The following is a 20,918-nucleotide window of genomic DNA, read 5'->3' on the forward strand; positions in this document are numbered from 1 at the left end:
GTTTGTTGAGACAGGCCAGTCACTCTGATCGTCCGCGCTCCGCCAGCTCCTTGAGCTTGACCTCCGCCAACGGATGTCCGGCCTTGGCGGCGATGCCCCACCAGCGCTCGGCCTCCGCCGGATCCGGCACCCTGGACGGCGTGCCAGCCAGGCTGATGGCCCCGGCCTGGTAGGCCGCCTTGCCGTCACCGGCCAGCGCGGCCAGGCGCAGCAACCGCACGCCCTCTTCACGCGCCCCCAGCCCCACGCCGCGAAACGTCAGGATATGCCCGTAGAAGCTCTGCGCGCCGACATCGCCCAGGTTCGCCATCCGGGCGAACTGGCCTTCGAGCCAGTGCCAGCCTCGGGGCTGGCGGACAAACCATGACCAGTGGAACAACCTGCGCGCCAGCCAGTAACCGGCATGCGCCTTGAACTTGAGAAACACTCAGGCCTCCGCCGATTCCGGGTATTCGTACTCGAACACCCGCACCACTTCGGAGGCGTGCCAGGACGCGGCGGCAACGCCGTCGGACGGCCCGGAGAAACGCCCCAGCCGCTCGACGCATTCAAAGAAACCGGTGCGCGGCAGGCGGCTGGCGCCCTGGCTGATCACCAGCGAACTGCGCAACGGTTGCTCGGCCTTGGCGTCCAGCGCGGCGAGGTGCTCCAGTGCCGCAGTCAGCGTCTGCATCGCCGGCGTGGGCAGTTGCAGTCGTTCGAGCAAGGCCCGATAGGTCAAAAGGTGGCGCTGCCTGCGCGCCTGATCCAGCTCCCCCAGCAATCCGTCCCAATGTTGACGGCTGATGCGTACGCTCACGATTGTTCCCTCCACCCTGGCACCGTCAGTTCCCAGGCCAGGCTGCGGCGAATCGCGGCGTCGGGCTGACGCTCGCCGTTTTCGATCATGGCCAGGTAAGACGGGCTGATGCCTACCGTGCGGGCGAGCGCCTCGATGGCGATGCCCTTCCCTTCGCGCAAACTGCGTAATTGGTCCAGACCTGGAAGAATCGGGTCCGGTGTGGCCGCGACCGGCGCCGGTGCCGGCCGCGACGGTGTTTCGTTGATGCCTGCTGCTTTCAGTAGAGCCTGATACTGAGCCCACGGCAGAACCGCATACTCGGGCTCGCCATCGCGTGTAATGATCTGAATATCCATGACTACCCCGTAGGACTACACCACTTAGCGAGTCAGCACTTTTCCCTTGAAGTGTAATCCTAACAGCGGCCACGGTCGTGGGGGGCATCTATCTGAATGAGCGACCGTCGCCGATCAGTTTTTTTTCGGGCCTTGCAGCTGAAGCTGCTCGGGGGTGTCCGGCAGGCGCTCGACCACGCGAAGCTTCTCCGGAGCCTGTTGGTTGCGCCACCGGCGAAACGCATCGAGTTCGTCCCCGAGGGTCTTCATCAGCCAGGCGAGCACGGCGATGTCGTCCAGCATGCCGAACACCGGAATGAAGTCGGGAATGGCGTCGACAGGACTGAGGAAGTACATCAGCCCCGCCACCACCGATACGATCGCCTTGGGGCTGATGGCCCGGTACTCGCCGCGCCACCACGCCAGGCACAACGCCTGAAGCAGGCGCAGGTCATCCTTGAGCTTGCCCAGCCGGTCGCCTTGGGCGGCGCCCTTGCTGGCCACCGCGAACAGCAACGTCGGCAGACGTCCGCGGGCGAGCAGGCGTCCGGCCAGGGGCAGGAATCGGGCGAAGTTCCAGGGCGTTTTCATCTGATTTTTCCCGTTGAAATGTTATCCACACAAATTGTGGATAACCTTGTGAACAGAGCTGCATTTCGACGCTGAGAGCCCCGTTTCACAAGGGCTGCGCTCAGATCGGGCGTTTTTTACTCACATAAAAAACCCCAATATTTCATTGACTTGGCGAGCCAGGGCGGCTACCGCCGGTGACTCAATGTCTGGGACTGCCGGCATCGGCAGGGGTTCGTTCTGTTTACGCTTGCCGCCGTCCAGATGCAACAACGCCCCGCATGTGCGAGGCGCTGTGGGCGAAACCGACGCGGCTTACTTGGCAGCGGCGTCTTCTTTGGCCGGATCCTTGATGGCCAGCAGTTCCAGGTCGAACACCAGCACCGAGTTGGCCGGGATCGCCGGGCTCGGGCTCTGCGCGCCGTAGGCCAGGTCGCTCGGGATGTACAGCTTGTACTTCTCGCCGACGTGCATCAGCTGCAGGCCTTCGACCCAACCCGGGATCACGCCGCTGACCGGCAGATCGATCGGGCTGCCGCGCTCCACGGAGCTGTCGAACACGGTGCCGTTGGTCAGCTTGCCGGTGTAGTGAACGGTCACCACATCGGTAGGCTTAGGCTGCGGACCGTCGGCCTTCTTGACCACTTCGTACTGCAGGCCCGAAGCGGTGGTGGTCACGCCGGCCTTCTTGCCGTTCTCTTCGAGGAATTTCTTGCCGGCGGCCGCCGACTCTTCGCTCATCTTGGCCATGCGCTCTTCGGCGCGCTTCTGCAGCGCCGCGAAGGCTTCGACCAGTTCTTCGTCTTTCAGCTTCTGTTCTTTCTTGCCGACGGCGTCTTCGATGCCTTGGGCCACCGCTTTGGAGTCCAGGTCATCCATGCCTTCCTGGGCAAGGCTCTTGCCCATGTTCAGGCCGATGCCGTAGGAAGCTTTTTGCGCCGGGGTTTTCAGCTCCACGCTGGTCTGCGAATCGCAACCTGCGAGTACCAGGCTAACCAGGGCAACCGCCGCCGCCAACCGATGCTGTTTCATGCTATTTCCTTGTTCATGCGCCGAATGGGCAATCGAGTAAAGCCGCGAGCTTATCAGGCCGCCACGACCAATGGCTACCGGCATGAGAGCAGGAAACTTGCGATAAGTTCAGGGATTGGAACGCATTTGATCCAGCGCAGGATGAAGCTTCTGTCATCTTGGCCTGAGCCCCCTTAGCGACGCTTCTCACACGGCTTGTCGTAATGGCCACTTGCCCGCCCTGCCGGGCTCAGGCATAACAGCGCAAAAAAAACGACAAGGATGTTCATCTTGCGCCTCTTCTCCCGTCTGTTGATCCTGATCGCCGCACTGGCAGGCCTTGCCCTGGCAGTGGTGCTGTACTACGTCGCCAACCCGAAACTCCCCTTTTACACCCCCGTGCAGCAGGTGCATTACCTGAAGCAGTGGACGGAAGACGAGCGCCAGACCTATTACTTCACGCCCCAGGGCACGCAAGTCAAAGGCCTGCGCTACGCGTGGTTCCAGGCGCTGGAACTGCCGTTTTCCCAGCAGCGCTTCGCGTCCCCGGAATACCTCGCACGTTTCGGTTTCCTGGTGGATCCGCAGCAGAAAGCCACGCCGCAGAACCCCGGCAACCTGCCGGTAGGGTTTGCCCGGCACCAGAATCCCGGCAGCCCGGAGCAATACCTCGACATCACCTGTTCCGCCTGCCACACCGGCGAGCTGCGCTTCAACGGCCAGGCCGTGCGCATCGACGGCGGCTCTGCCCAACACGTACTGCCTTCCAGCGTTCCTACATTGCGTGGCGGCAGTTTCGGACAGGCACTGGTGGCAAGTCTGGCGTCCACCTATTACAACCCATGGAAATTCGAACGCTTCGCCCGCGCCGTGCTGGGCGACGACTACGACAACCGCCACGGTCAGTTGAGAAAGGACTTCAAGCAATCGCTGGACACCTTCCTGCGCGTCGCCTGGAACGACACCCACCGCGGTCTCTACCCCACCGAGGAAGGCCCGGGCCGTACCGATGCGTTCGGCCGGATCGCCAACGCGGCCTTCGGCGATGCCATCTCCCCCGACAACTACCGTGTGGCCGACGCCCCCGTCGACTACCCGCAACTGTGGGACATGTGGACGTTCGACTGGGTGCAGTGGAACGGCTCGGCGCAGCAGCCGATGGCGCGCAACGTCGGCGAAGCGCTGGGCGTCGGCGCCACGCTGAACTTCTTCGATGCCGACGGCCAGCCGTTGCAAGGCGACGCGCGCTACCCCTCCAGCGTCCGCGTGCGTGACCTGCACACGATCGAACAGACGCTGCAAAAGCTACAGCCGCCGGCCTGGCCCGAGGATCTGCTGGGCGCCGTCGACAAACCGCTGGCCGCCAAGGGCCGGGCCCTGTTCGCCGAGAACTGCGCCGGCTGCCACGTGCCGCGCCAGACCCAGGAAGGCGGACGCTGGGTACAGCACCTGGCCATGCTGCCGGTGGACGTCATCGGCACCGATCCCGGTGCCGCCACCAACATCGCCAACCACCGCTTCGATCTGACGGCCCTGCAATGGGATCCGGCGGAACTGGCCAAGATGGACGTCAAACTGCACCCCGATCCCACCGCCCCCCTGGACCTGAGCCAGCTGTCGGTGGCCAAGGGATTGGCCTACGTGACCGCCTTCGTGGAAAACCGCGCCTACCGCGAGGCCGGCGTCACCCCTGCCGAGAAACCGCAACTCGACGGTTTCGGCCTGCCCATCGGCGTGCGCGAAAAAGTCGCCTACAAGGCCCGTCCGCTGGCCGGCGTCTGGGCCACGCCGCCGTTCCTGCACAACGGCTCGGTGCCCAGCCTCTTCCAACTGCTGTCGCCCCAGGATGAACGCGCCACCACCTTCTACAAGGGCACGTTCGAATACGACCCGCGGCATCTGGGCTACCGCACCGAGGCCTTCACCAACGGTTTCCTGTTCGACACCCGAATCACCGGCAACCACAACAGCGGCCACGAATTCCGGGCCGGCGAACGCGGCAACGGCGTGATCGGCCGGCTGCTTCAGCCCGAGGAACGCTGGGCCTTGCTGGAGTACCTGAAAGTGCTGGGCGGCCCGCTGGAGGCGCAACTGCCATGATCTTCAATACCTACAAAAGACCGTCCGCGCTGGCGCGCCTCTGGCTGTGGCTGGGGCGGATCGTCGGCAAGACCCTGCTGCTCTTGCTGGCGCTCGCCCTGATCGGCTGGGCCTTGGCCACCGCCTGGTTCGCCTGGCAGCACCGCGGCCCGGTCTCGGCGCTGGAACAGATCCCGCCGGGTGAAGCGGCCATGACCCAGGACGTCATCCAGACCGCCGTGCGCATCGTCGATCAGCACCGGGAAAGCACCCGCTACCTGCGTGATGCCCACGCCAAGGCCCATGGCTGCGTGAAGGCGCAAGTGCAGGTATTGCCGGATCTGGCCGAGAACCTGCGCCGCGGCGTGTTCAGCGAGCCGGGCAAGGTCTGGCAGGCGACGGTGCGCCTGTCCAACGGCAACGCCTACCCGCAGTTCGACAGCATCCGCGACGCCCGGGGCATGGCGATCAAGCTGCACGACGTGCCGGGCAAGCAGTTGCTGGACGGGCGTCAGGATCTGCATGAACAGGATTTCGTGATGTTCAGCCATCCGAACTTCTTTGTCAGCGATGTCGCCGAGTACCGTCAGAACGTGGCGGCGCAGGCGGACGGCAAGCAGGTGATGGCGTTCTTTCCGGGCTGGGATCCGCGCACCTGGCAGGTCCGCCATTTGTTCATTGCCCTGGCGACCCTGTCCGCGCCGCCGGAAAGCCCGACGCGCACGACGTACTTTTCGGTGTCCCCGTACCGGTTCGGGGACGCCAACGCCAAGTTCCGGGTGACGCCGGATCCGGACAACTGCCCCGCCTACACCTTGCCCAAGCAGAACCGGGACCTGCCGAACTTCCTGCGCAGCGCGTTGAACCAGCAGTTGTCGACGGATCGCGTGCCCGCCTGCTTCGCGCTGCAGATCCAGCGCCAGGACGCCCGGGCGTTCATGCCCATCGAGGACACCAGCATCGAATGGCGCGAGCAGGATGCACCCTTCGAGACCGTGGCGCGCATCACCCTGCCGCCCCAGGACTTCGATACCCCGGCGCAGAACCTGCAATGCGACAACCTGTCCTTCAACCCTTGGTTCGGCATCGAGGCCCATCGCCCGATCGGCGGGATCAACCGTCTGCGCAAGGCGGTGTATGAGGCGGTGAGCGACTACCGGCACAGCCGCAACGCCGGCCAATGAAACGCACTGTGGCGAGGGAGCTTGCTCCCGCCGGACTGCGCAGCGGGCCTGTTTTTAGGGCCGCTCCGCGCCCCGGCGGGAGCGAGCGCCCTCGCCGCAGGGGATGTGCGAAAGGCAAATCGCAGACAGCAAAAAGCCCGCACTAGGCGGGCTTTCCGTGTGGTGACCTGGCGTTCAGTGTTCCAGGTTACCGAATATGGCGCAGCGGACGGGACTCGAACCCGCGACCCCCGGCGTGACAGGCCGGTATTCTAACCGACTGAACTACCGCTGCGCGAAACGCTTGAAACGAATGGTGGGTGATGACGGGATCGAACCGCCGACATTCTGCTTGTAAGGCAGACGCTCTCCCAGCTGAGCTAATCACCCTTGCTTCGTTACGGGGCGCATTATGCCACAAGTTTTCGTAAAGTGTTGATTTAATTGAAGTTTTTTTCAAAAAAATCTGAAAACCCGTGAAACGATACAACCCGAGGAACAACGTACAAACTTGAGACAGAAAAAAACCCGCCTCGGCGGGTTTTCCGTGGTGACCTGGCGTTCAGTGTTCCAGGTTACCGAATATGGCGCAGCGGACGGGACTCGAACCCGCGACCCCCGGCGTGACAGGCCGGTATTCTAACCGACTGAACTACCGCTGCGCTAAACACTTGAAACAAATGGTGGGTGATGACGGGATCGAACCGCCGACATTCTGCTTGTAAGGCAGACGCTCTCCCAGCTGAGCTAATCACCCTTCGCTTCGGTGTGGCGCGCATTCTACGGAGCGACCCAACCTCTGGCAAGCACTTTTTCAATTAATTTTTTCAGGCCTTCCAAAGGCTTAGAGAAGGGTTGGCCTATGGCACGGCGAAGACAATAATGCCCTCCTTTGTATAAAGGAGAGATTCACCCCATGTGGTTCAAGAACCTGCTTATCTATCGCCTGACCCAAGACCTGCCTGTCGATGCCGAGGCGCTGGAAACCGCACTGGCCACCAAACTGGCGCGTCCATGTGCAAGCCAGGAGTTGACCACCTACGGTTTCGTCGCACCGTTCGGCAAGGGCGAGGATGCGCCGCTGGTGCACGTCAGCGGTGATTTCCTGCTGGTCGCCGCCCGCAAGGAAGAACGCATCCTGCCGGGCAGCGTCGTGCGCGACGCGGTGAAGGAGAAGGTCGAAGAGATCGAAGCGGCGCAAATGCGCAAGGTCTATAAGAAGGAACGCGACCAGATCAAGGACGAGATCATCCAGGCGTTCCTGCCACGCGCCTTCATCCGCCGCTCGTCGACCTTCGCCGCCATCGCGCCGAAGCAAGGCCTGATCCTGGTCAACTCCGCCAGCCCGAAACGCGCCGAAGACCTGCTGTCCACCCTGCGTGAAGTGCTGGGCACCCTGCCGGTGCGCCCGCTGACCGTGAAAACCGCACCGACCGCCGTGATGACCCAATGGGTCACCACCCAAGAGGCCGCCCCGGACTTCTTCGTCCTCGACGAATGCGAACTGCGCGACACCCACGAAGACGGCGGCATCGTGCGCTGCAAGCGTCAGGACCTGACCAGCGAAGAAATCCAGCTGCACCTGAGCACCGGCAAGGTGGTCACCCAACTGTCGCTGGCCTGGCAGGACAAGCTGTCGTTCATGCTCGACGACAAGATGACCGTCAAGCGCCTGAAGTTCGAAGACCTGCTGCAGGACCAGGCGGAGCAGGACGGCGGCGACGAGGCCCTGGGCCAACTGGACGCCAGCTTCACCCTGATGATGCTGACCTTCGGCGACTTCCTGCCGGCGCTGGTCGAGGCGCTGGGCGGTGAAGAGACGCCGCAGGGCATCTAATCCCGGAAGATGTACAACCTGTGGGAGCGAGCCTGCTCGCGATCGGGGATCGACATTCAACGAAAGGGTTGACTGAAAGTCCGCCATCGCGAGCAGGCTCGCTCCCGCAGTCGTTTTGCGGTGCACATAAACAATAAGGATCAGGCCATGCGCGCACTGGCAGCACTGAGTCGTTTCGTCGGCAACACCTTCGCCTATTGGGTACTGGCTTTCGCGGTGCTCGCCTTCCTGCAGCCGGCCTGGTTCCTGGGCCTCAAAGGGGCGATCGTGCCGCTGCTGGGCCTGGTGATGTTCGGCATGGGCCTGACCCTCAAGCTCGACGACTTCGCCGCCGTCGCCCGTCATCCGTGGCGGGTGGCGCTGGGCGTGGTGGCGCATTTCGTGATCATGCCGGGCATGGCGTGGCTGCTCTGCCAGGTGTTCCGCCTGCCGCCGGAAATCGCCGTCGGCGTGATTTTGGTGGGTTGCTGCCCGAGCGGCACGGCCTCCAACGTCATGACCTGGCTGGCCCGCGGCGACCTGGCGCTGTCGGTGGCCATCGCCGCCGTGACCACCCTCCTCGCCCCGCTGCTGACCCCGGCCCTGATCTGGCTGCTGGCGTCGGCCTGGCTGCCGGTGTCGTTCATGGAGCTGTTCTGGTCGATCCTGCAGGTGGTGCTGCTGCCGATCGTGCTGGGCGTGGTTGCCCAACGCCTGCTGGGCAACAAGGTCCGTCATGCGGTGGAGGTGCTGCCGCTGGTGTCGGTGGTGAGCATCGTGATCATCGTGGCCGCCGTGGTGGCCGCCAGCCAGGCGAAGATCGCCGAATCCGGTCTGCTGATCATGGCGGTGGTGATGCTGCACAACAGCTTCGGTTACCTGCTGGGCTATTTCACCGGGCGCCTGTTCAACCTGCCGCTGGCCCAGCGCAAATCCCTGGCGCTGGAGGTCGGCATGCAGAACTCCGGGCTCGGCGCCGCCCTGGCCAGCGCGCACTTCTCGCCGCTGGCGGCGGTGCCGAGCGCGCTGTTCAGCGTGTGGCACAACATTTCCGGGGCGCTGCTCGCCACCTGGTTCCGGCGCATGGACGAGAAGGACGGGCGCGACACGCTCGTTCAGCAGCCCGACTGAGCGCGAACTTGATCCCCCGGTCGATGCTGGGCACTATAGCGCCCAACGCGGGGACGACCCTGCGGCTCGCACGAGTCATTATCCTGGGGACGACCCCGTCAATCGATGGAGGTCCTGCATGTCCTGGATCATTCTGTTTTTCGCCGGCCTGTTCGAGGTCGGCTGGGCGGTCGGCCTGAAGTACACCGACGGCTTCAGCCGCCCGCTCCCCACTGCCCTCACCGTCGCGGCCATGGCCATCAGCCTGGGCCTGCTCGGCCTTGCGATGAAGGAACTGCCCCTGGGCACGGCCTATGCGATCTGGACCGGGGTCGGTGCCGTGGGCACGGTGATCGCGGGCATCATCCTGTTCGGCGAGTCGATGGCGCTGGTGCGCCTGATCAGCGTTGCGCTGATCGTGGCCGGGCTGATCGGGCTCAAGGCCAGCGCTTAAGCCACTGGCCCCTTCCCGGCGCATGATGGGCGCGGGCGTTACTTCCTGACCGTCCCGCGCAACTCCCCGACCAACGCCTGCAATTGCGCCGGCTGCGCCGCTTCGACGGCCACCGGCGCTCCCGCCACCAGCGTCACCCGCGACCACAAGCGGTGGAACAGCCCCTTGTCCGGATCCCGGCTGAAGAAACTCCCCCACAGCCCCTGCAACGCCATCGGGATCACCGGCACCGGCGTTTCTTCGAGAATCCGCGTCAGCCCGCCCTTGAACTCGTTGATCTCGCCGTCCGCCGTCAATTTGCCTTCCGGGAAGATGCACACCAACTCACCTTCCTTCAGATACCGGGCGATGCGGGTGAACGCCTTTTCGTAGATCTGGATGTCTTCCTGGCGGCCGGCGATGGGAATCGCCCCCGCCGTGCGGAAGATGAAGTTCAGCACCGGCAGGTTGTAGATCTTGTAGTACATGACAAAGCGAATCGGCCGACGCACCGCGCCGCCGATCAACAAGGCATCGACGAACGACACGTGGTTGCACACCAGCAGCGCCGCGCCTTCATCGGGGATCGCTTCAAGGTTGCGGTGCTCGACGCGGTACATGGAGTGGCTGAGCAGCCAGATCATGAAACGCATGCTGAACTCGGGCACGATCTTGAAGATGTAGGCGTTGACGCCGATGTTGAGCAGCGACACCGCCAGAAACAGCTGCGGGATCGACAGCTTCACCAGGCTCAGCAAGACGATGGACACGATGGCCGAAATCACCATGAACAGCGCATTGAGGATGTTGTTGGCGGCGATCACCCGCGCCCGCTCGTTCTCGGCGGTGCGCGACTGGATCAGCGCGTACAGCGGCACGATGTAGAAGCCGCCGAAGATGCCGAGGCCGAGGATGTCGATCAGCACGGCCCAGGCATGGCCGAAGCCGAGCACCCCGGTCCAGCTGTGCCCGCTCGCGCTTTCCGGGATCCCGCCGGAGTGCCACCACAGCAGCAGGCCGAACACGGTCAGCCCGAACGAGCCGAACGGCACCAGGCCGATCTCGACCTTGCGCCCGGACAGCCGCTCGCACAGCATCGAACCGACGGCGATGCCGACCGAGAACACCGTGAGGATCAGGGTCACCACGGTTTCGTCGCCGTGCATCCACTCCTTGGCGTAGGCCGGGATCTGCGTCAGGTAGATCGCGCCGACGAACCAGAACCACGAGTTGCCGACGATGGAGCGCGACACCGCCGGCGTCTGGCCCAGACCCAGTTTGAGGGTGGCCCAGGACTGGCTGAAGATGTTCCAGTTCAGGCGCAGCTGCGGGTCGGCGGCCGCCGCCCGGGGAATGCTGCGGCTGGCCAGATAGCCCAGCACGGCGATGCCGACGATCGCGGCCGACACCACCGGCGCATAGTGCGCCGACGACATCATGATCCCGGCGCCGATGGTGCCGGCCAGGATCGCCAGGAACGTGCCCATCTCCACCAGGCCGTTGCCGCCCACCAGCTCGTCCTCGTGCAGGGCCTGCGGCAGGATCGAGTATTTCACCGGTCCGAACAGCGCCGAGTGGGTGCCCATGGCGAACAGCGCCACCAGCATCAGCGACAGGTGGTCGAACAGGAAGCCGACCGATCCCACAGCCATGATGGCGATTTCCGCGAGCTTGATCAGACGGATCAGCGAGTCCTTGGCGAACTTTTCCCCGAACTGCCCGGCCAGCGCCGAAAACAGGAAAAACGGCAGGATGAACAGCAGCGCGCACAGGTTGACCCAGATCGAGCGGTCGCCTTCGATGGTCAGCCGGTAGAGGATCGCCAGGATCAGCGATTGCTTGAACACGTTGTCGTTGAAGGCCCCCAACGACTGGGTGATGAAGAACGGCAGGAAACGCCGGGTTCGCAGCAGGTTGAACTGTGAGGGGTGACTCATCTTCCGTGTGACCTGTTTTTTGTAGGGAGTAGGTAGGGAACGGCCTGGATACGGTTATTGGAGTCTCGAACCGCGATCCAGGCCACACCTTACCTAAACTTTGCCGGTCATTTCTTCAAACCCGCAATGCAGGGCGACACGAACAGCTCGCCGCGCCAGGCGCCTTGCAGGGTGCGCTTGCCGACGATCAGCCACATCACCGCCAGCAGCGCCACCAGCACGCAGCCCGCCACGCTGAAAAAGCCCAGGTGCAGCGTGCCGGCCAGTTTCAGGGTCGCCAGCGAGTACACGCCCAGCGGGAAGGTGAAGCCCCACCAGCCAAGGTTGAACGGAATGCCGTCGCGCAGGTAACGCACGGTGATCAGCAGCGCCATCAACATCCACCACAGGCCGAAGCCCCACAGGGTGATGCCGGCCACCAGGCCCAGGCCCGATGCGACCTCGCCGACGCCCGGCAGGCCGTTGGCGGCGAAGATCGCCGGCGCATCGCCGCCCAACAGCAGCATGCCCAAGGCGCCGGTGCCGATCGGGCCGAGGGCGAGCCAGCTCGACGCGGCCATGCTTTCGTGGGGCAGTTTGTGCAAGGCCATGCGCAGCAGCAGGATGGTGAGGATGCTGAACGCCACCGGCAGGGAGAACGCCCACAGCACGTAGCTCGTCGCCAGCACCACCAGTTGCGCATGGGCATCGGCCAGATGCGGCGCGAGCAGGCCGCCGCTGGCCGCCGCCACTTCCGCCGCCACCACCGGCAGCAGCCAGACGGCGGTCATCTGATCGATGCTGTGTTCCTGGCGGGTAAACATCATGTACGGGATCAGCACGCCGCAGGCCAGCGACATCGCCACGTCCAGCCACCACAGCGCCTCGGCCAGGTGGATCACCCCCTCGCCCCAGCGCGGCAGGCCGAACGCCAGGAAGCCGTTGATGATCGTCGCCAGCCCCATGGGAATGGTGCCGAAGAACATCGAAACCGTGGAGTGCCCGAAGATCCGCCGGGCCTCGTCGAAGAACAGCACCCAGCGCGCGGCGTAGGCAACGGTAAACAAGGTGAACAACAGGATGTTGAACAGCCACAGCCCTTCGGCCACGGCGTGCAGGCCGGGAACGGACACCGGCAGTTGCGCCAGCGCCAGGGCGAGCACGCCGGTGCCCATGGTGGCGGCGAACCAGTTCGGGGTGAACTGGCGGATCGCCTCACGCGGGTGATGCAGGTGGCTGAACGGTTTGATGCCGGGTTTGGCGGTGTTGGGGCAAGTCATCATGAACTCCTGTCCTCTGGTGAGGTTGGAGCCATGATAGATCCGGATCGAATATCTATATAACGGGTAATTTCTCTATCTGTTATCTGTTCTACAGATAAGCAGTCAGACGCTGCCTTCCGTTTCGATCACCAGGATCCGTGCTTCACCCTGAGGGTGGGCGACATGTTCGGTGCCGACCGAGGCGTAGAAAATGTCGCCGGCCTCCAGCAGCACCTGCCGCTCCTGGCCCTGTTCGCGGTAGCGCATTTGCACGCGGCCATCGAGCACCACGAACACTTCCTCGCCGTCGTTGACGTGCCATTTGTAGGGCTGGTCCGTCCAGTGCAGGCGCGTGGTGATGCCGTTCATGCGGGCGATGTCCAGGGCGCCCCAGGCGCGTTCGGCGGTGAACGCCTTGCTGCGGATGATCTTCATGGGTCGTTCCGTGAGAGAAGTGGCCGGCCAAGGCTAACCGAATCCGCTGCGCTTATGGAGCGCCGCACGCCTTCACCGCCTGCGGACGGAAGCTGACCAGCAGCGCCCCCACCGCCAGCGCAATCAGCACCGCGCCGTAACCGTCGGTGGTGGCCAGCAGGCCCAGGCTGCGGGTGAAGTGCCCCGCCAACAGCGCCGGCAGACAGAACGCCAGATAGCTGAGCACATAAAAGGACGACATCAGCCCGGCCCGCTCGTGGGGCAACGCCAGCGGCACCAGGCTGCGCACCGCACCGAGGAAACCTGCGCCGAATCCGCAGCCGGCCACCAGCGTGCCGAAGAAGAACAGCGACAGGCTGGCGCTGTGCACGCCCAGCAGCATCAGCACCACACCGCTCGGCAACAGGCTTGCGCCCAACTGCAACGCCCGGCCTGCGGGCCGGTTGCGCAGGGTGAAGATCATCAGGGCGCCGGTCACGGTCAGCGCGGCCACGGTTGCCCCACCGATCAGGTTGGAGGTGGAACCGGTCGCCGTGCGCACCAGCGACGGCGCCAGGGAGGCGTAAAAGCCGCCCAACGCCCAGGTGGCGGTGTTCAGCGGCAGCACCCGCCACAAGGTCGAACGGGCCTGAACCGGCACATGCAGGGTCGGCCGCAACGAAGCCCAGGCCCCGGCCTGCGGGGTGACGCTCTCAGGCAGGCGCCAGACGTACGCGGCCTGCAACACAAACAGCGCCAGCAGCAGCCAGTAGGTCAGTTGCAACGGCGCCGGGGCGAACTCCACCAGCACGCCGCAGCCCATGGCGCCTGCCGCCATGCCCAGCAAAGGCGCCACGCTGTTGATCAGCGGCCCCTGCACGCGGTCGGTGTCCAGCAGCGTGGCGCTCAACACCGCCGTGGCCATGCCCGTGGCGAAGCCTTGCAAGACCCGCGCACCGATCAGCCAGGCCACGCTGTCGGCGTAGATGAACGCCAGCATCGCCAGGGCGTTGAGCACCGCGGCGGCGAAGATCACCGGCTTGCGCCCCAGGTGGTCCGACAGCGAGCCGACGGTCAGCAGCGCCGCCAGCAGGCTCAAGGCATACACGCCGAAGATCAGGGTCAGCACCGCCGCCGAGAAATGCAGGTGATCCTGGTACAGGTGGTACAGCGGCGTCGGCGCCGTGGAGGCGGCGAGAAAACTGAGCAGGGTGATCGCCAGAAACCACAGGCTGGAACGGTTCGAAACAGGGCTGGTCATGGGCACGCTCCTTAAAAGCTAATTTTTTGCTTTTGCGGAGTGTGCGCTTGGCTTTCGCTTAAAGCAAATTCTTTGTGTTAAGGTCGGCCCCATGCCTATCAAAGAAAGCAGCCGCCCCGGCGGCCGAAGCGCCCGGGTGCAGGAATCGATCCACTGCGCCGTGCGCGCGCTCCTCCAGGAACAGGAGCGCTCCACCGTGACCGTCCCGCAGATCGCCGCGCGGGCCGGGGTCACGCCCTCCACCATCTACCGGCGTTGGGGCGACCTGTCGGCCCTGCTGGCCGACGTCGCCCTCGCCCGCCTGCGCCCCGAAAGCGATCCGCTGGACACCGGCAGCCTGCGCGGCGACATCCGCGCGTGGGCCGAGCAGTATCTGGACGAAATGAGCTCCGAGCCTGGGCGCAACGTCATGCGCGACGTGCAGGCCAGCGCCACGCCGGGGTTCTGCATCGCGATCATCGCCGACCAGTTGCAGACCATCGTCGACCGCTACCCGGACGACTCGCCGCCCTCGGTGGATCACCTGATCAACCTGGTGGTGTCGCCGACGGTGTTCCGCATCCTGTTCGCGGCCCAGCCGCTGGAAGTGGAAGCACTGCACCGGCTGATCGACATCGCGCTGCGCCGGGACTGACACCGAAGATCCCTGTAGGAGCCAGCCTGCTGGCGATGACGGCCTGCCTGACACACCGATGCCGGATGGGCCGCCGCCATCGCGAGCAGGCTCGCTCCCACATTGAAATGCGGCGCACGTGTCGACGCGCTCACCACAGAACCGCCCGGTTCCCCGCCTGCGACACCCCGCCGCGCCACGACCTTGGTCGACACTGACTAACCGCGGCACTCGTGCCAGACTGTCTGACCGGGCACAGGTCCGGGCGTGTTCTGTCGGGAGTGCTCATGTCGTTGTCCACCGGGCTGATTGCCATCGTCGCCCTGGCCTATATGGCCATCATGTTCGCCATCGCGTTCTACGGCGACCGCCGCAGCGCGCCGCTGCCGCCGCGGATGCGGGCCTGGGTGTACAGCCTGTCGCTGGCGGTCTACTGCACCAGCTGGACGTTCTTCGGCGCGGTCGGCCAGGCCGCCGAACAGCTGTGGTCATTCCTGCCGATCTACCTGGGGCCGATCCTGCTGTTGCTGGGCGCCCCGTGGGTGCTGCAAAAAATGGTGATGATCAGCAAGCAGGAGAACATCACCTCCATCGCCGACTTCATCGCCGCCCGCTACGGCAAATCCCAATCCCTGGCGGTGGTCGTTGCGCTGATCTGCCTGGTCGGCGTCCTCCCCTACATCGCCCTGCAACTCAAAGGCATCGTGCTGGGCGTCAACCTGCTGATCGGCGCCGGCGCCGACGCCATGGGCACCCGCGCCCAGGACACCGCGCTGATCGTGTCCCTGGTGCTGGCGCTGTTCACCATCGTGTTCGGCACGCGCAACCTCGACGCCACCGAGCACCACCGTGGCATGGTGCTGGCGATCGCATTCGAATCGCTGGTCAAGCTGTTCGCGTTCCTGGCGGTGGGCGCGTTCGTCACGTTCGGCCTGTACGACGGCTTCGACGACCTGTTCAATCAGGCCATGCTCGCCCCGCGCCTGGAGGAATACTGGAAGGAAACCATCAACTGGCCGTCGATGGTGGTGCAGACCGGCGTGGCGATGATGGCGATCATCTGCCTGCCCCGGCAATTCCACGTCACGGTGGTGGAGAACATCGACCCGCAGGACCTGCGCCTGGCCAAATGGGTGTTCCCGGCCTACCTCGCCCTGGCGGCGCTGTTTGTGGTGCCGATCGCCTTGGCCGGTCAGATGATGCTGCCGAACTCGGTCATTCCCGACTCGTTCGTCATCAGCCTGCCGTTGGCCGAGGCGCACCCGGCGCTGGCGCTGCTGGCGTTCATCGGCGGCGCCTCGGCGGCCACCGGCATGGTGATCGTCGCCAGCGTCGCGCTGTCCACCATGGTCTCCAACGACATGCTGCTGCCCTGGCTGCTGCGCCGCAACAATGCCGAGCGGCCGTTCGAAGTGTTCCGCCAGTGGATGCTGTCGGTGCGGCGGGTCAGCATCGTGGCGATCCTGCTGCTGGCCTACGTCAGCTACCGCTTGCTTGGCTCCACGGCAAGCCTGGCCACCATCGGTCAGATCGCCTTCGCCGCCGTCACCCAACTGGCCCCGGCCATGCTCGGCGCGCTGTACTGGAAGCAGGCCAACCGCCGCGGCGTGTTCGCCGGCCTCGCGGCCGGCACGTTCCTGTGGTTCTACACCTTGATCCTGCCCATCGCCGCCCGCAGCCTCGGCTGGTCGCTGGACAGCTTTCCGGGCCTGGCGTGGCTGGCCAGCAACCCGCTGAACCTGCCGATCACCCCGCTCACCCAGGGTGTGGTGCTGTCGCTGGCGGGCAACTTCACCCTGTTCGCCTGGGTCTCGGTGCTGTCGCGCACGCGGGTCTCGGAGCATTGGCAGGCCGGACGCTTCATCGGCCAGGAAATCAGCGCCCGGCAGAGCGCCCGTTCGATGCTGGCGGTGCAGATCGACGACCTCTTGAAACTGGCGGCGCGGTTCGTCGGCGAAGAGCGGGCGCGGCAGAGCTTCATCCGCTTCGCCTATCGCCAGGGCAAGGGCTTCAACCCGAACCAGAACGCCGACGGCGAATGGATCGCCCACACCGAACGCCTGCTGGCCGGTGTGCTGGGAGCCTCGTCCACCCGAGCGGTGGTGAAAGCGGCCATCGAGGGCCGGGAGATGCAACTGGAGGACGTCGTGCGCATCGCCGACGAAGCTTCGGAGGTGCTGCAATTCAACCGTGCCCTGCTGCAAGGCGCCATCGAGAACATCACCCAGGGCATCAGCGTGGTGGACCAGTCCCTGAAACTGGTGGCCTGGAACCGCCGCTACCTTGAGCTGTTCAACTACCCGGACGGGCTGATCAGCGTCGGTCGGCCGATCGCCGACATCATCCGCTACAACGCCGAACGCGGCCTGTGCGGCCCGGGCGAGGCGGAAGTCCACGTCGCCCGGCGCCTGCACTGGATGCGCCAGGGCCGCGCCCACACTTCCGAGCGCCTGTTCCCCAACGGCCGGGTGATCGAACTGATCGGCAACCCGATGCCGGGCGGCGGGTTCGTGATGAGCTTCACCGACATCACCGCGTTCCGCGAAGCCGAACAGTCCCTGACCAAATCCAACGAATGGCTGGAGCAACGGGTCAGCGAGCGCACCCAGGAGCTGTCGCAGCTCAACGTGGCGCTGACCGAAGCCAAGGGCAACGCCGAGGCGGCCAACCAATCGAAAACCCGCTTCCTGGCCGCCGTCAGCCACGACCTGATGCAGCCGTTGAACGCCGCCCGGCTGTTCTCCGCCGCCCTCTCCCACCAGGACGACGGCCTGAGCCCGGAGGCGCAGAAACTGGTGCAGCATCTGGACAGCTCCCTGCGTTCGGCCGAGGACCTGATCAGCGACCTGCTGGACATTTCCCGTCTGGAGAACGGCAAGATCAATCCGGACCGCAAGCCGTTTGCGGTCAACGAACTGTTCGACACCCTCGGCGCCGAGTTCAAGGCGCTGGCCCAGGAACAGGGCCTGAATTTCCGCGTGCGCGGCAGCCGCCTGCGCATCGACAGCGACAGCAAGCTGCTGCGGCGGATCCTGCAGAATTTCCTCACCAACGCGTTCCGCTACGCCAAGGGCCCGGTGCTGCTGGGTGTGCGCCGGCGGGCGGGCGAAGTGTGCCTGGAGGTGTGGGACCGCGGGCCGGGCATTCCGCTGGACAAGCAGCAGGTGATCTTCGAGGAGTTCAAGCGCCTCGACAGCCACCAGACCCGCGCCGAAAAAGGCCTGGGCCTGGGGCTGGCGATCGCCGACGGCCTGTGCCGGGTGCTCGGCCACACGCTGCGCGTGCGCTCCTGGCCCGGGCGCGGCAGCGTGTTCAGCGTCAGCGTGCCGATGGCCCGCACGCAAGCGGCGCAACCGGGCACCTTGCCTGAGCTCAACGGCAAGCCGCTCGGCGGCGCGCAGGTGCTGTGCATCGACAACGAGGACAGCATCCTGATCGGCATGAACAGCCTGCTGACCCGTTGGGGCTGCCAGGTGTGGACCGCACGCAACCGCGACGAATGCGCGGCGCTGCTGAGCGAGGGCATCCGCCCGCAACTGGCGCTGGTGGATTACCACCTGGACCACGGCGACACGGGCACCGATCTGATGGCATGGCTGCGCACGAACCTGGGCGAACCGGTGCCCGGCGTGGTGATCAGCGCCGACGGCCATCCGGAGACGGTGGCGCAGGTGCATGCGGCGGGATTGGATTACCTGGCCAAACCGGTGAAACCGGCGGCGCTGCGGGCGCTGTTGAGTCGGTATCTGCCGCTGTAGCGGTCAGCCGGGTTCGGTGGCGGCAGTGCGGACGCCATCGCCAGCAGGCTGGCTCCCACAAGGGATTGCAGGTGGCCGCAGGGTTCGCGCACACCACAAATCCTTGTGGGAGCTGGCTTGCCGGCGATGGCGGCGGCGAAGGCCTGCGGGCCTAGTCCGGCAACTCGACCAGGCCGTCCGCATCGGTCATGGCGCGTTCCAGCAGATCCGCCGGCAGGCTCTTGCTGGCCCGGGCGCCGAGCAGCTTGAGCTGTTCGCTGCGGCTGACCAGGTTGCCCCGGCCTTCGGTCAGTTTGTTGCGCGCGGCGCTGTAGGCCTTGTCCAACTGCTGCAGGCGGTTGCCGACCTCGTCCAGGTCCTGGATGAACAGCACGAATTTGTCGTACAGCCACCCGGCGCGCTCGGCGATCTCCCGGGCGTTCTGGCTCTGGCGCTCCTGCTTCCACAGGCTGTCGATCACCCGCAGGGTCGCCAGCAGCGTGGTCGGGCTGACGATCACGATGTTGCGGTCGAAGGCCTCCTGGAACAGGGTCGGCTCGGCTTGCAACGCGGCTGAGAACGCTGCTTCGATCGGCACGAACAGCAAGACGAAATCGAGGCTGTGCAGGCCTTCCAGACGCTTGTAGTCCTTACCGGCCAGACCTTTGACATGGCTGCGCAGCGACAGCACGTGCTGTTTCATGGCGGCCTGCCGCAAGCCCTCGTCGTCGGCGGCGACGGACTGTTGGTAGGCGGTCAGGCTGACCTTGGAATCGACCACCACCTGCTTGTCGCCCGGCAGGTAGATGATCACGTCCGGCTGGAACCGTTCGCCGTCCGGCCCCTTGAGGTTGACCTGGGTCTGGTACTCGCGGCCCTTCTCAAGCCCGGCGTGCTCCAGCACCCGCTCCAGGATCAGCTCGCCCCAGTTGCCCTGGGTTTTCTGCCCCTTGAGCGCGCGGGTCAGGTTGGTGGCCTCGTCGCTCAGGCGCAGGTTCAGTTGCTGCAGCCGCTCCAGCTCCTTGGCCAGCGAGAAACGCTCGCGCGCCTCGGCCTGATAGCTTTCCTCGACGCGCTTCTCAAAGGACTGGATGCGCTCCTTCAACGGATCGAGCAACTGGCCCAGGCGCTGCTGACTGGTTTCGGCGAAGCGCTGCTCGCGCTCATCGAAGATCTTGCCCGCCAGTTCGGCGAACTGCGCCCGCAGCTCGTCGCGGGAACCCTGCAGGTCATTGAGGCGTTGCTGATGGCTGTCCTGCTGCTCGCGCAGCTCGGCGCTCAGCGAGGCGGCCTGGGCGTCCAGGCGGCGCAGCTCGGCGTCCTTGCCGGCGCGTTCGAGGTTCCAGGCATGGGCGGCGTCCCGGGCGTCGTCGCGGTCGATCTGCAGCAGTTCGACCTCCCGGCGCAGCGCAGCCAAGTCCACCTGCTTGGCGGTGTTGGCCTGGCCGAGGTCGGCGATTTCGTCACGGCAGGCATCGAGCTGCGCGTTGAGGCCGTCCTGGGCCATCTGCGCCATCGCCAACCGCTCCTCGAGCAGCGCGAAATCCGCCTGGCCGACGCTGGCCCGGCGCTGCAGCCGCCAGGCCAGCGCCAGCAGCGGCAGGCCTGCGCCCGCAAGGCCCAGCAGCAGGCTGGTCAAGTCCATCGCCATCGTCATTCCCGCCGATCAGATAAAGCCTGAAGGTTAACCAAGGCGTCCGGTCTTGGACAGCTCAGTCTTCGATCAGACCAAGCTCCTGCTGCGCACGACGATCCCCGGCGCGGGCGGCCTGGCGCAGCAGATCCTGACCGATGCGGCGGTCCCGGGCGTTGCCGCACTCGCGGCACATCAGTTGGCCGAGCCGGCTCTGCGCGGCCACCACCCCTTCGCGCGCCGGCTGCTTGAGCAGGTGGCCCGCCAGGTGCTTGGCGTTGCGGCTGTCGCTCAGGCGCGGGCTGTCCAGCAGCCATTCAGCCACACGGACGGAAAATCGCTTGGGAGCGGTGACATGGGGAGATGAGGAAGGAACGGCGTCTGATACTGAGCGAAACTTCATAAAGCACTGTGGGACGAATCGGAAGGCGCGCCACTCTACTCTTTTTTTCACACAGGTAAAGCCGAAAAAATCCCGGCACGCCCGTGCTAGAGCAAGCGCTAGGGACAATCCACAGAAGCTGTGGATAACTCAGTGGACAACCGCCCTCCAACCCCCGCAAAGCCTTGTGGAACGGGGCCCGCAGTCAAACTGACGATTTTTTCACCAGCAAAAAAAAGCGATGTTTTTCATTGACTTAAACTTTCGACGCAGGCAGCCACCGGGGTCAGGATCGTTGTGACAGCGCGGTGACAGTCTGCGCAACTAATGTGCACAAGTACCTGTTGGGCGGTTATATCGATGCGCCTTTTCGGGTCGTTTCGGCAGCCGGATCTTCGCCGA

Annotated in this window: 18 protein-coding genes and 4 tRNA genes; 7 read left to right on the forward strand and 15 right to left on the reverse strand. The window is 65.0% G+C overall.

The window, feature by feature from the left end; all coding sequences use genetic code 11:
* Positions 1-19: 19 nt before the first annotated feature.
* The 5 genes from KVG96_RS16300 to bamJ all read right to left on the reverse strand — a co-directional run bounded on the left by KVG96_RS16300 (position 20) and on the right by bamJ (position 2,718).
* Positions 20-427, reverse strand: a complete 408-nt coding sequence (locus KVG96_RS16300) for an SEL1-like repeat protein (RefSeq protein WP_217893045.1) — start codon at positions 425-427, stop codon at positions 20-22.
* On the reverse strand, positions 428-799 hold the full coding sequence (locus KVG96_RS16305; protein ID WP_003223109.1) for a hypothetical protein: 372 nt from the start codon (positions 797-799) through the stop codon (positions 428-430).
* A complete protein-coding gene (locus KVG96_RS16310; protein WP_217893046.1) occupies positions 796-1,137 on the reverse strand; it encodes a helix-turn-helix domain-containing protein in 342 nt (113 codons plus the stop codon). Before KVG96_RS16310 ends, KVG96_RS16305 begins: the two co-directional genes overlap by 4 nt.
* Before the next feature lie 114 nt (positions 1,138-1,251).
* On the reverse strand, positions 1,252-1,707 hold the full coding sequence (locus KVG96_RS16315; RefSeq protein WP_085577693.1) for a YkvA family protein: 456 nt from the start codon (positions 1,705-1,707) through the stop codon (positions 1,252-1,254).
* Between the two features lie 294 nt (positions 1,708-2,001).
* A complete protein-coding gene (bamJ, locus tag KVG96_RS16320; RefSeq protein ID WP_007950433.1) occupies positions 2,002-2,718 on the reverse strand; it encodes a BamJ family beta-barrel-assembly machinery protein in 717 nt (238 codons plus the stop codon).
* Between the two features lie 270 nt (positions 2,719-2,988).
* On the opposite strand from bamJ, the gene KVG96_RS16325 reads away from it, so the two are divergent.
* Both KVG96_RS16325 and KVG96_RS16330 read left to right on the forward strand, forming a co-directional pair.
* A complete protein-coding gene (locus tag KVG96_RS16325; RefSeq protein WP_217893047.1) occupies positions 2,989-4,797 on the forward strand; it encodes a di-heme-cytochrome C peroxidase in 1,809 nt (602 codons plus the stop codon).
* Positions 4,794-5,960, forward strand: coding sequence for a catalase family protein (locus KVG96_RS16330; RefSeq protein WP_217893048.1), 1,167 nt, complete (start codon positions 4,794-4,796; stop codon positions 5,958-5,960). The genes KVG96_RS16325 and KVG96_RS16330 overlap by 4 nt, the downstream gene beginning before the upstream one ends.
* A 197-nt stretch (positions 5,961-6,157) precedes the next feature.
* On the opposite strand, the gene KVG96_RS16335 is transcribed toward KVG96_RS16330, so the two are convergent.
* The 4 genes from KVG96_RS16335 to KVG96_RS16350 all read right to left on the reverse strand — a co-directional run bounded on the left by KVG96_RS16335 (position 6,158) and on the right by KVG96_RS16350 (position 6,696).
* Positions 6,158-6,234: transfer RNA gene (locus KVG96_RS16335), tRNA-Asp, on the reverse strand.
* Between the two features lie 19 nt (positions 6,235-6,253).
* Positions 6,254-6,329: transfer RNA gene (locus tag KVG96_RS16340), tRNA-Val, on the reverse strand.
* 195 nt (positions 6,330-6,524) lie between these two features.
* Positions 6,525-6,601, reverse strand: a tRNA-Asp gene (locus tag KVG96_RS16345).
* Positions 6,602-6,620: 19 nt separating this feature from the next.
* A tRNA-Val gene (locus KVG96_RS16350) sits at positions 6,621-6,696 on the reverse strand.
* 159 nt (positions 6,697-6,855) lie between these two features.
* On the opposite strand from KVG96_RS16350, the gene rdgC reads away from it, so the two are divergent.
* The 3 genes from rdgC (at position 6,856) to sugE (ending at position 9,319) form a co-directional block, all read left to right on the forward strand.
* Positions 6,856-7,776 carry a recombination-associated protein RdgC gene (gene rdgC, locus KVG96_RS16355; protein WP_217893049.1) on the forward strand — a complete coding sequence of 307 codons (921 nt, stop codon included), beginning with the start codon at positions 6,856-6,858 and terminating at the stop codon, positions 7,774-7,776.
* Positions 7,777-7,923: 147 nt separating this feature from the next.
* A complete protein-coding gene (locus KVG96_RS16360; protein WP_217893050.1) occupies positions 7,924-8,886 on the forward strand; it encodes a bile acid:sodium symporter family protein in 963 nt (320 codons plus the stop codon).
* Between the two features lie 118 nt (positions 8,887-9,004).
* Positions 9,005-9,319 (forward strand): quaternary ammonium compound efflux SMR transporter SugE, encoded by a 315-nt coding sequence (sugE, locus tag KVG96_RS16365; RefSeq protein ID WP_085577699.1) that lies wholly within the window; start codon positions 9,005-9,007, stop codon positions 9,317-9,319.
* Positions 9,320-9,357: 38 nt separating this feature from the next.
* Here the strand turns inward: sugE and KVG96_RS16370 are convergent, their stop codons facing one another.
* The 4 genes from KVG96_RS16370 to KVG96_RS16385 form a co-directional block, all read right to left on the reverse strand.
* A complete protein-coding gene (locus KVG96_RS16370; RefSeq protein ID WP_217893051.1) occupies positions 9,358-11,235 on the reverse strand; it encodes an MFS transporter in 1,878 nt (625 codons plus the stop codon).
* Positions 11,236-11,342: 107 nt separating this feature from the next.
* Complete coding sequence (locus KVG96_RS16375) at positions 11,343-12,494, reverse strand: TDT family transporter (protein ID WP_217893052.1); 1,152 nt, start codon at positions 12,492-12,494, stop codon at positions 11,343-11,345.
* Positions 12,495-12,599: 105 nt separating this feature from the next.
* The gene (locus tag KVG96_RS16380; RefSeq protein ID WP_217893053.1) at positions 12,600-12,911 is read right to left on the reverse strand and encodes a cupin domain-containing protein; all 312 of its coding nucleotides are present in this window, start codon (positions 12,909-12,911) and stop codon (positions 12,600-12,602) included.
* Between the two features lie 52 nt (positions 12,912-12,963).
* Positions 12,964-14,151, reverse strand: coding sequence for an MFS transporter (locus KVG96_RS16385; RefSeq protein WP_217893054.1), 1,188 nt, complete (start codon positions 14,149-14,151; stop codon positions 12,964-12,966).
* Positions 14,152-14,242: 91 nt separating this feature from the next.
* Between KVG96_RS16385 and KVG96_RS16390 the strand changes: the two genes are divergently transcribed.
* Together KVG96_RS16390 and KVG96_RS16395 are read left to right on the forward strand one after the other, a co-directional pair.
* The gene (locus KVG96_RS16390) at positions 14,243-14,785 is read left to right on the forward strand and encodes a TetR/AcrR family transcriptional regulator (protein ID WP_217893055.1); all 543 of its coding nucleotides are present in this window, start codon (positions 14,243-14,245) and stop codon (positions 14,783-14,785) included.
* Positions 14,786-15,051: 266 nt separating this feature from the next.
* Entirely contained in the window at positions 15,052-18,522 is a 3,471-nt protein-coding gene (locus KVG96_RS16395; RefSeq protein ID WP_217893056.1) for a hybrid sensor histidine kinase/response regulator, read from the forward strand.
* Between the two features lie 151 nt (positions 18,523-18,673).
* On the opposite strand, the gene KVG96_RS16400 is transcribed toward KVG96_RS16395, so the two are convergent.
* Positions 18,674-20,038, reverse strand: coding sequence for a DNA recombination protein RmuC (locus KVG96_RS16400; protein ID WP_217894238.1), 1,365 nt, complete (start codon positions 20,036-20,038; stop codon positions 18,674-18,676).
* 175 nt (positions 20,039-20,213) lie between these two features.
* Positions 20,214-20,537, reverse strand: a complete 324-nt coding sequence (locus KVG96_RS16405; RefSeq protein WP_217893057.1) for an SEL1-like repeat protein — start codon at positions 20,535-20,537, stop codon at positions 20,214-20,216.
* Positions 20,538-20,918 lie beyond the last annotated feature (381 nt).

The sequence above is a fragment of the Pseudomonas ekonensis genome (assembly GCF_019145435.1).
Taxonomy (GTDB): Bacteria; Pseudomonadota; Gammaproteobacteria; order Pseudomonadales; family Pseudomonadaceae; genus Aquipseudomonas; species Aquipseudomonas ekonensis.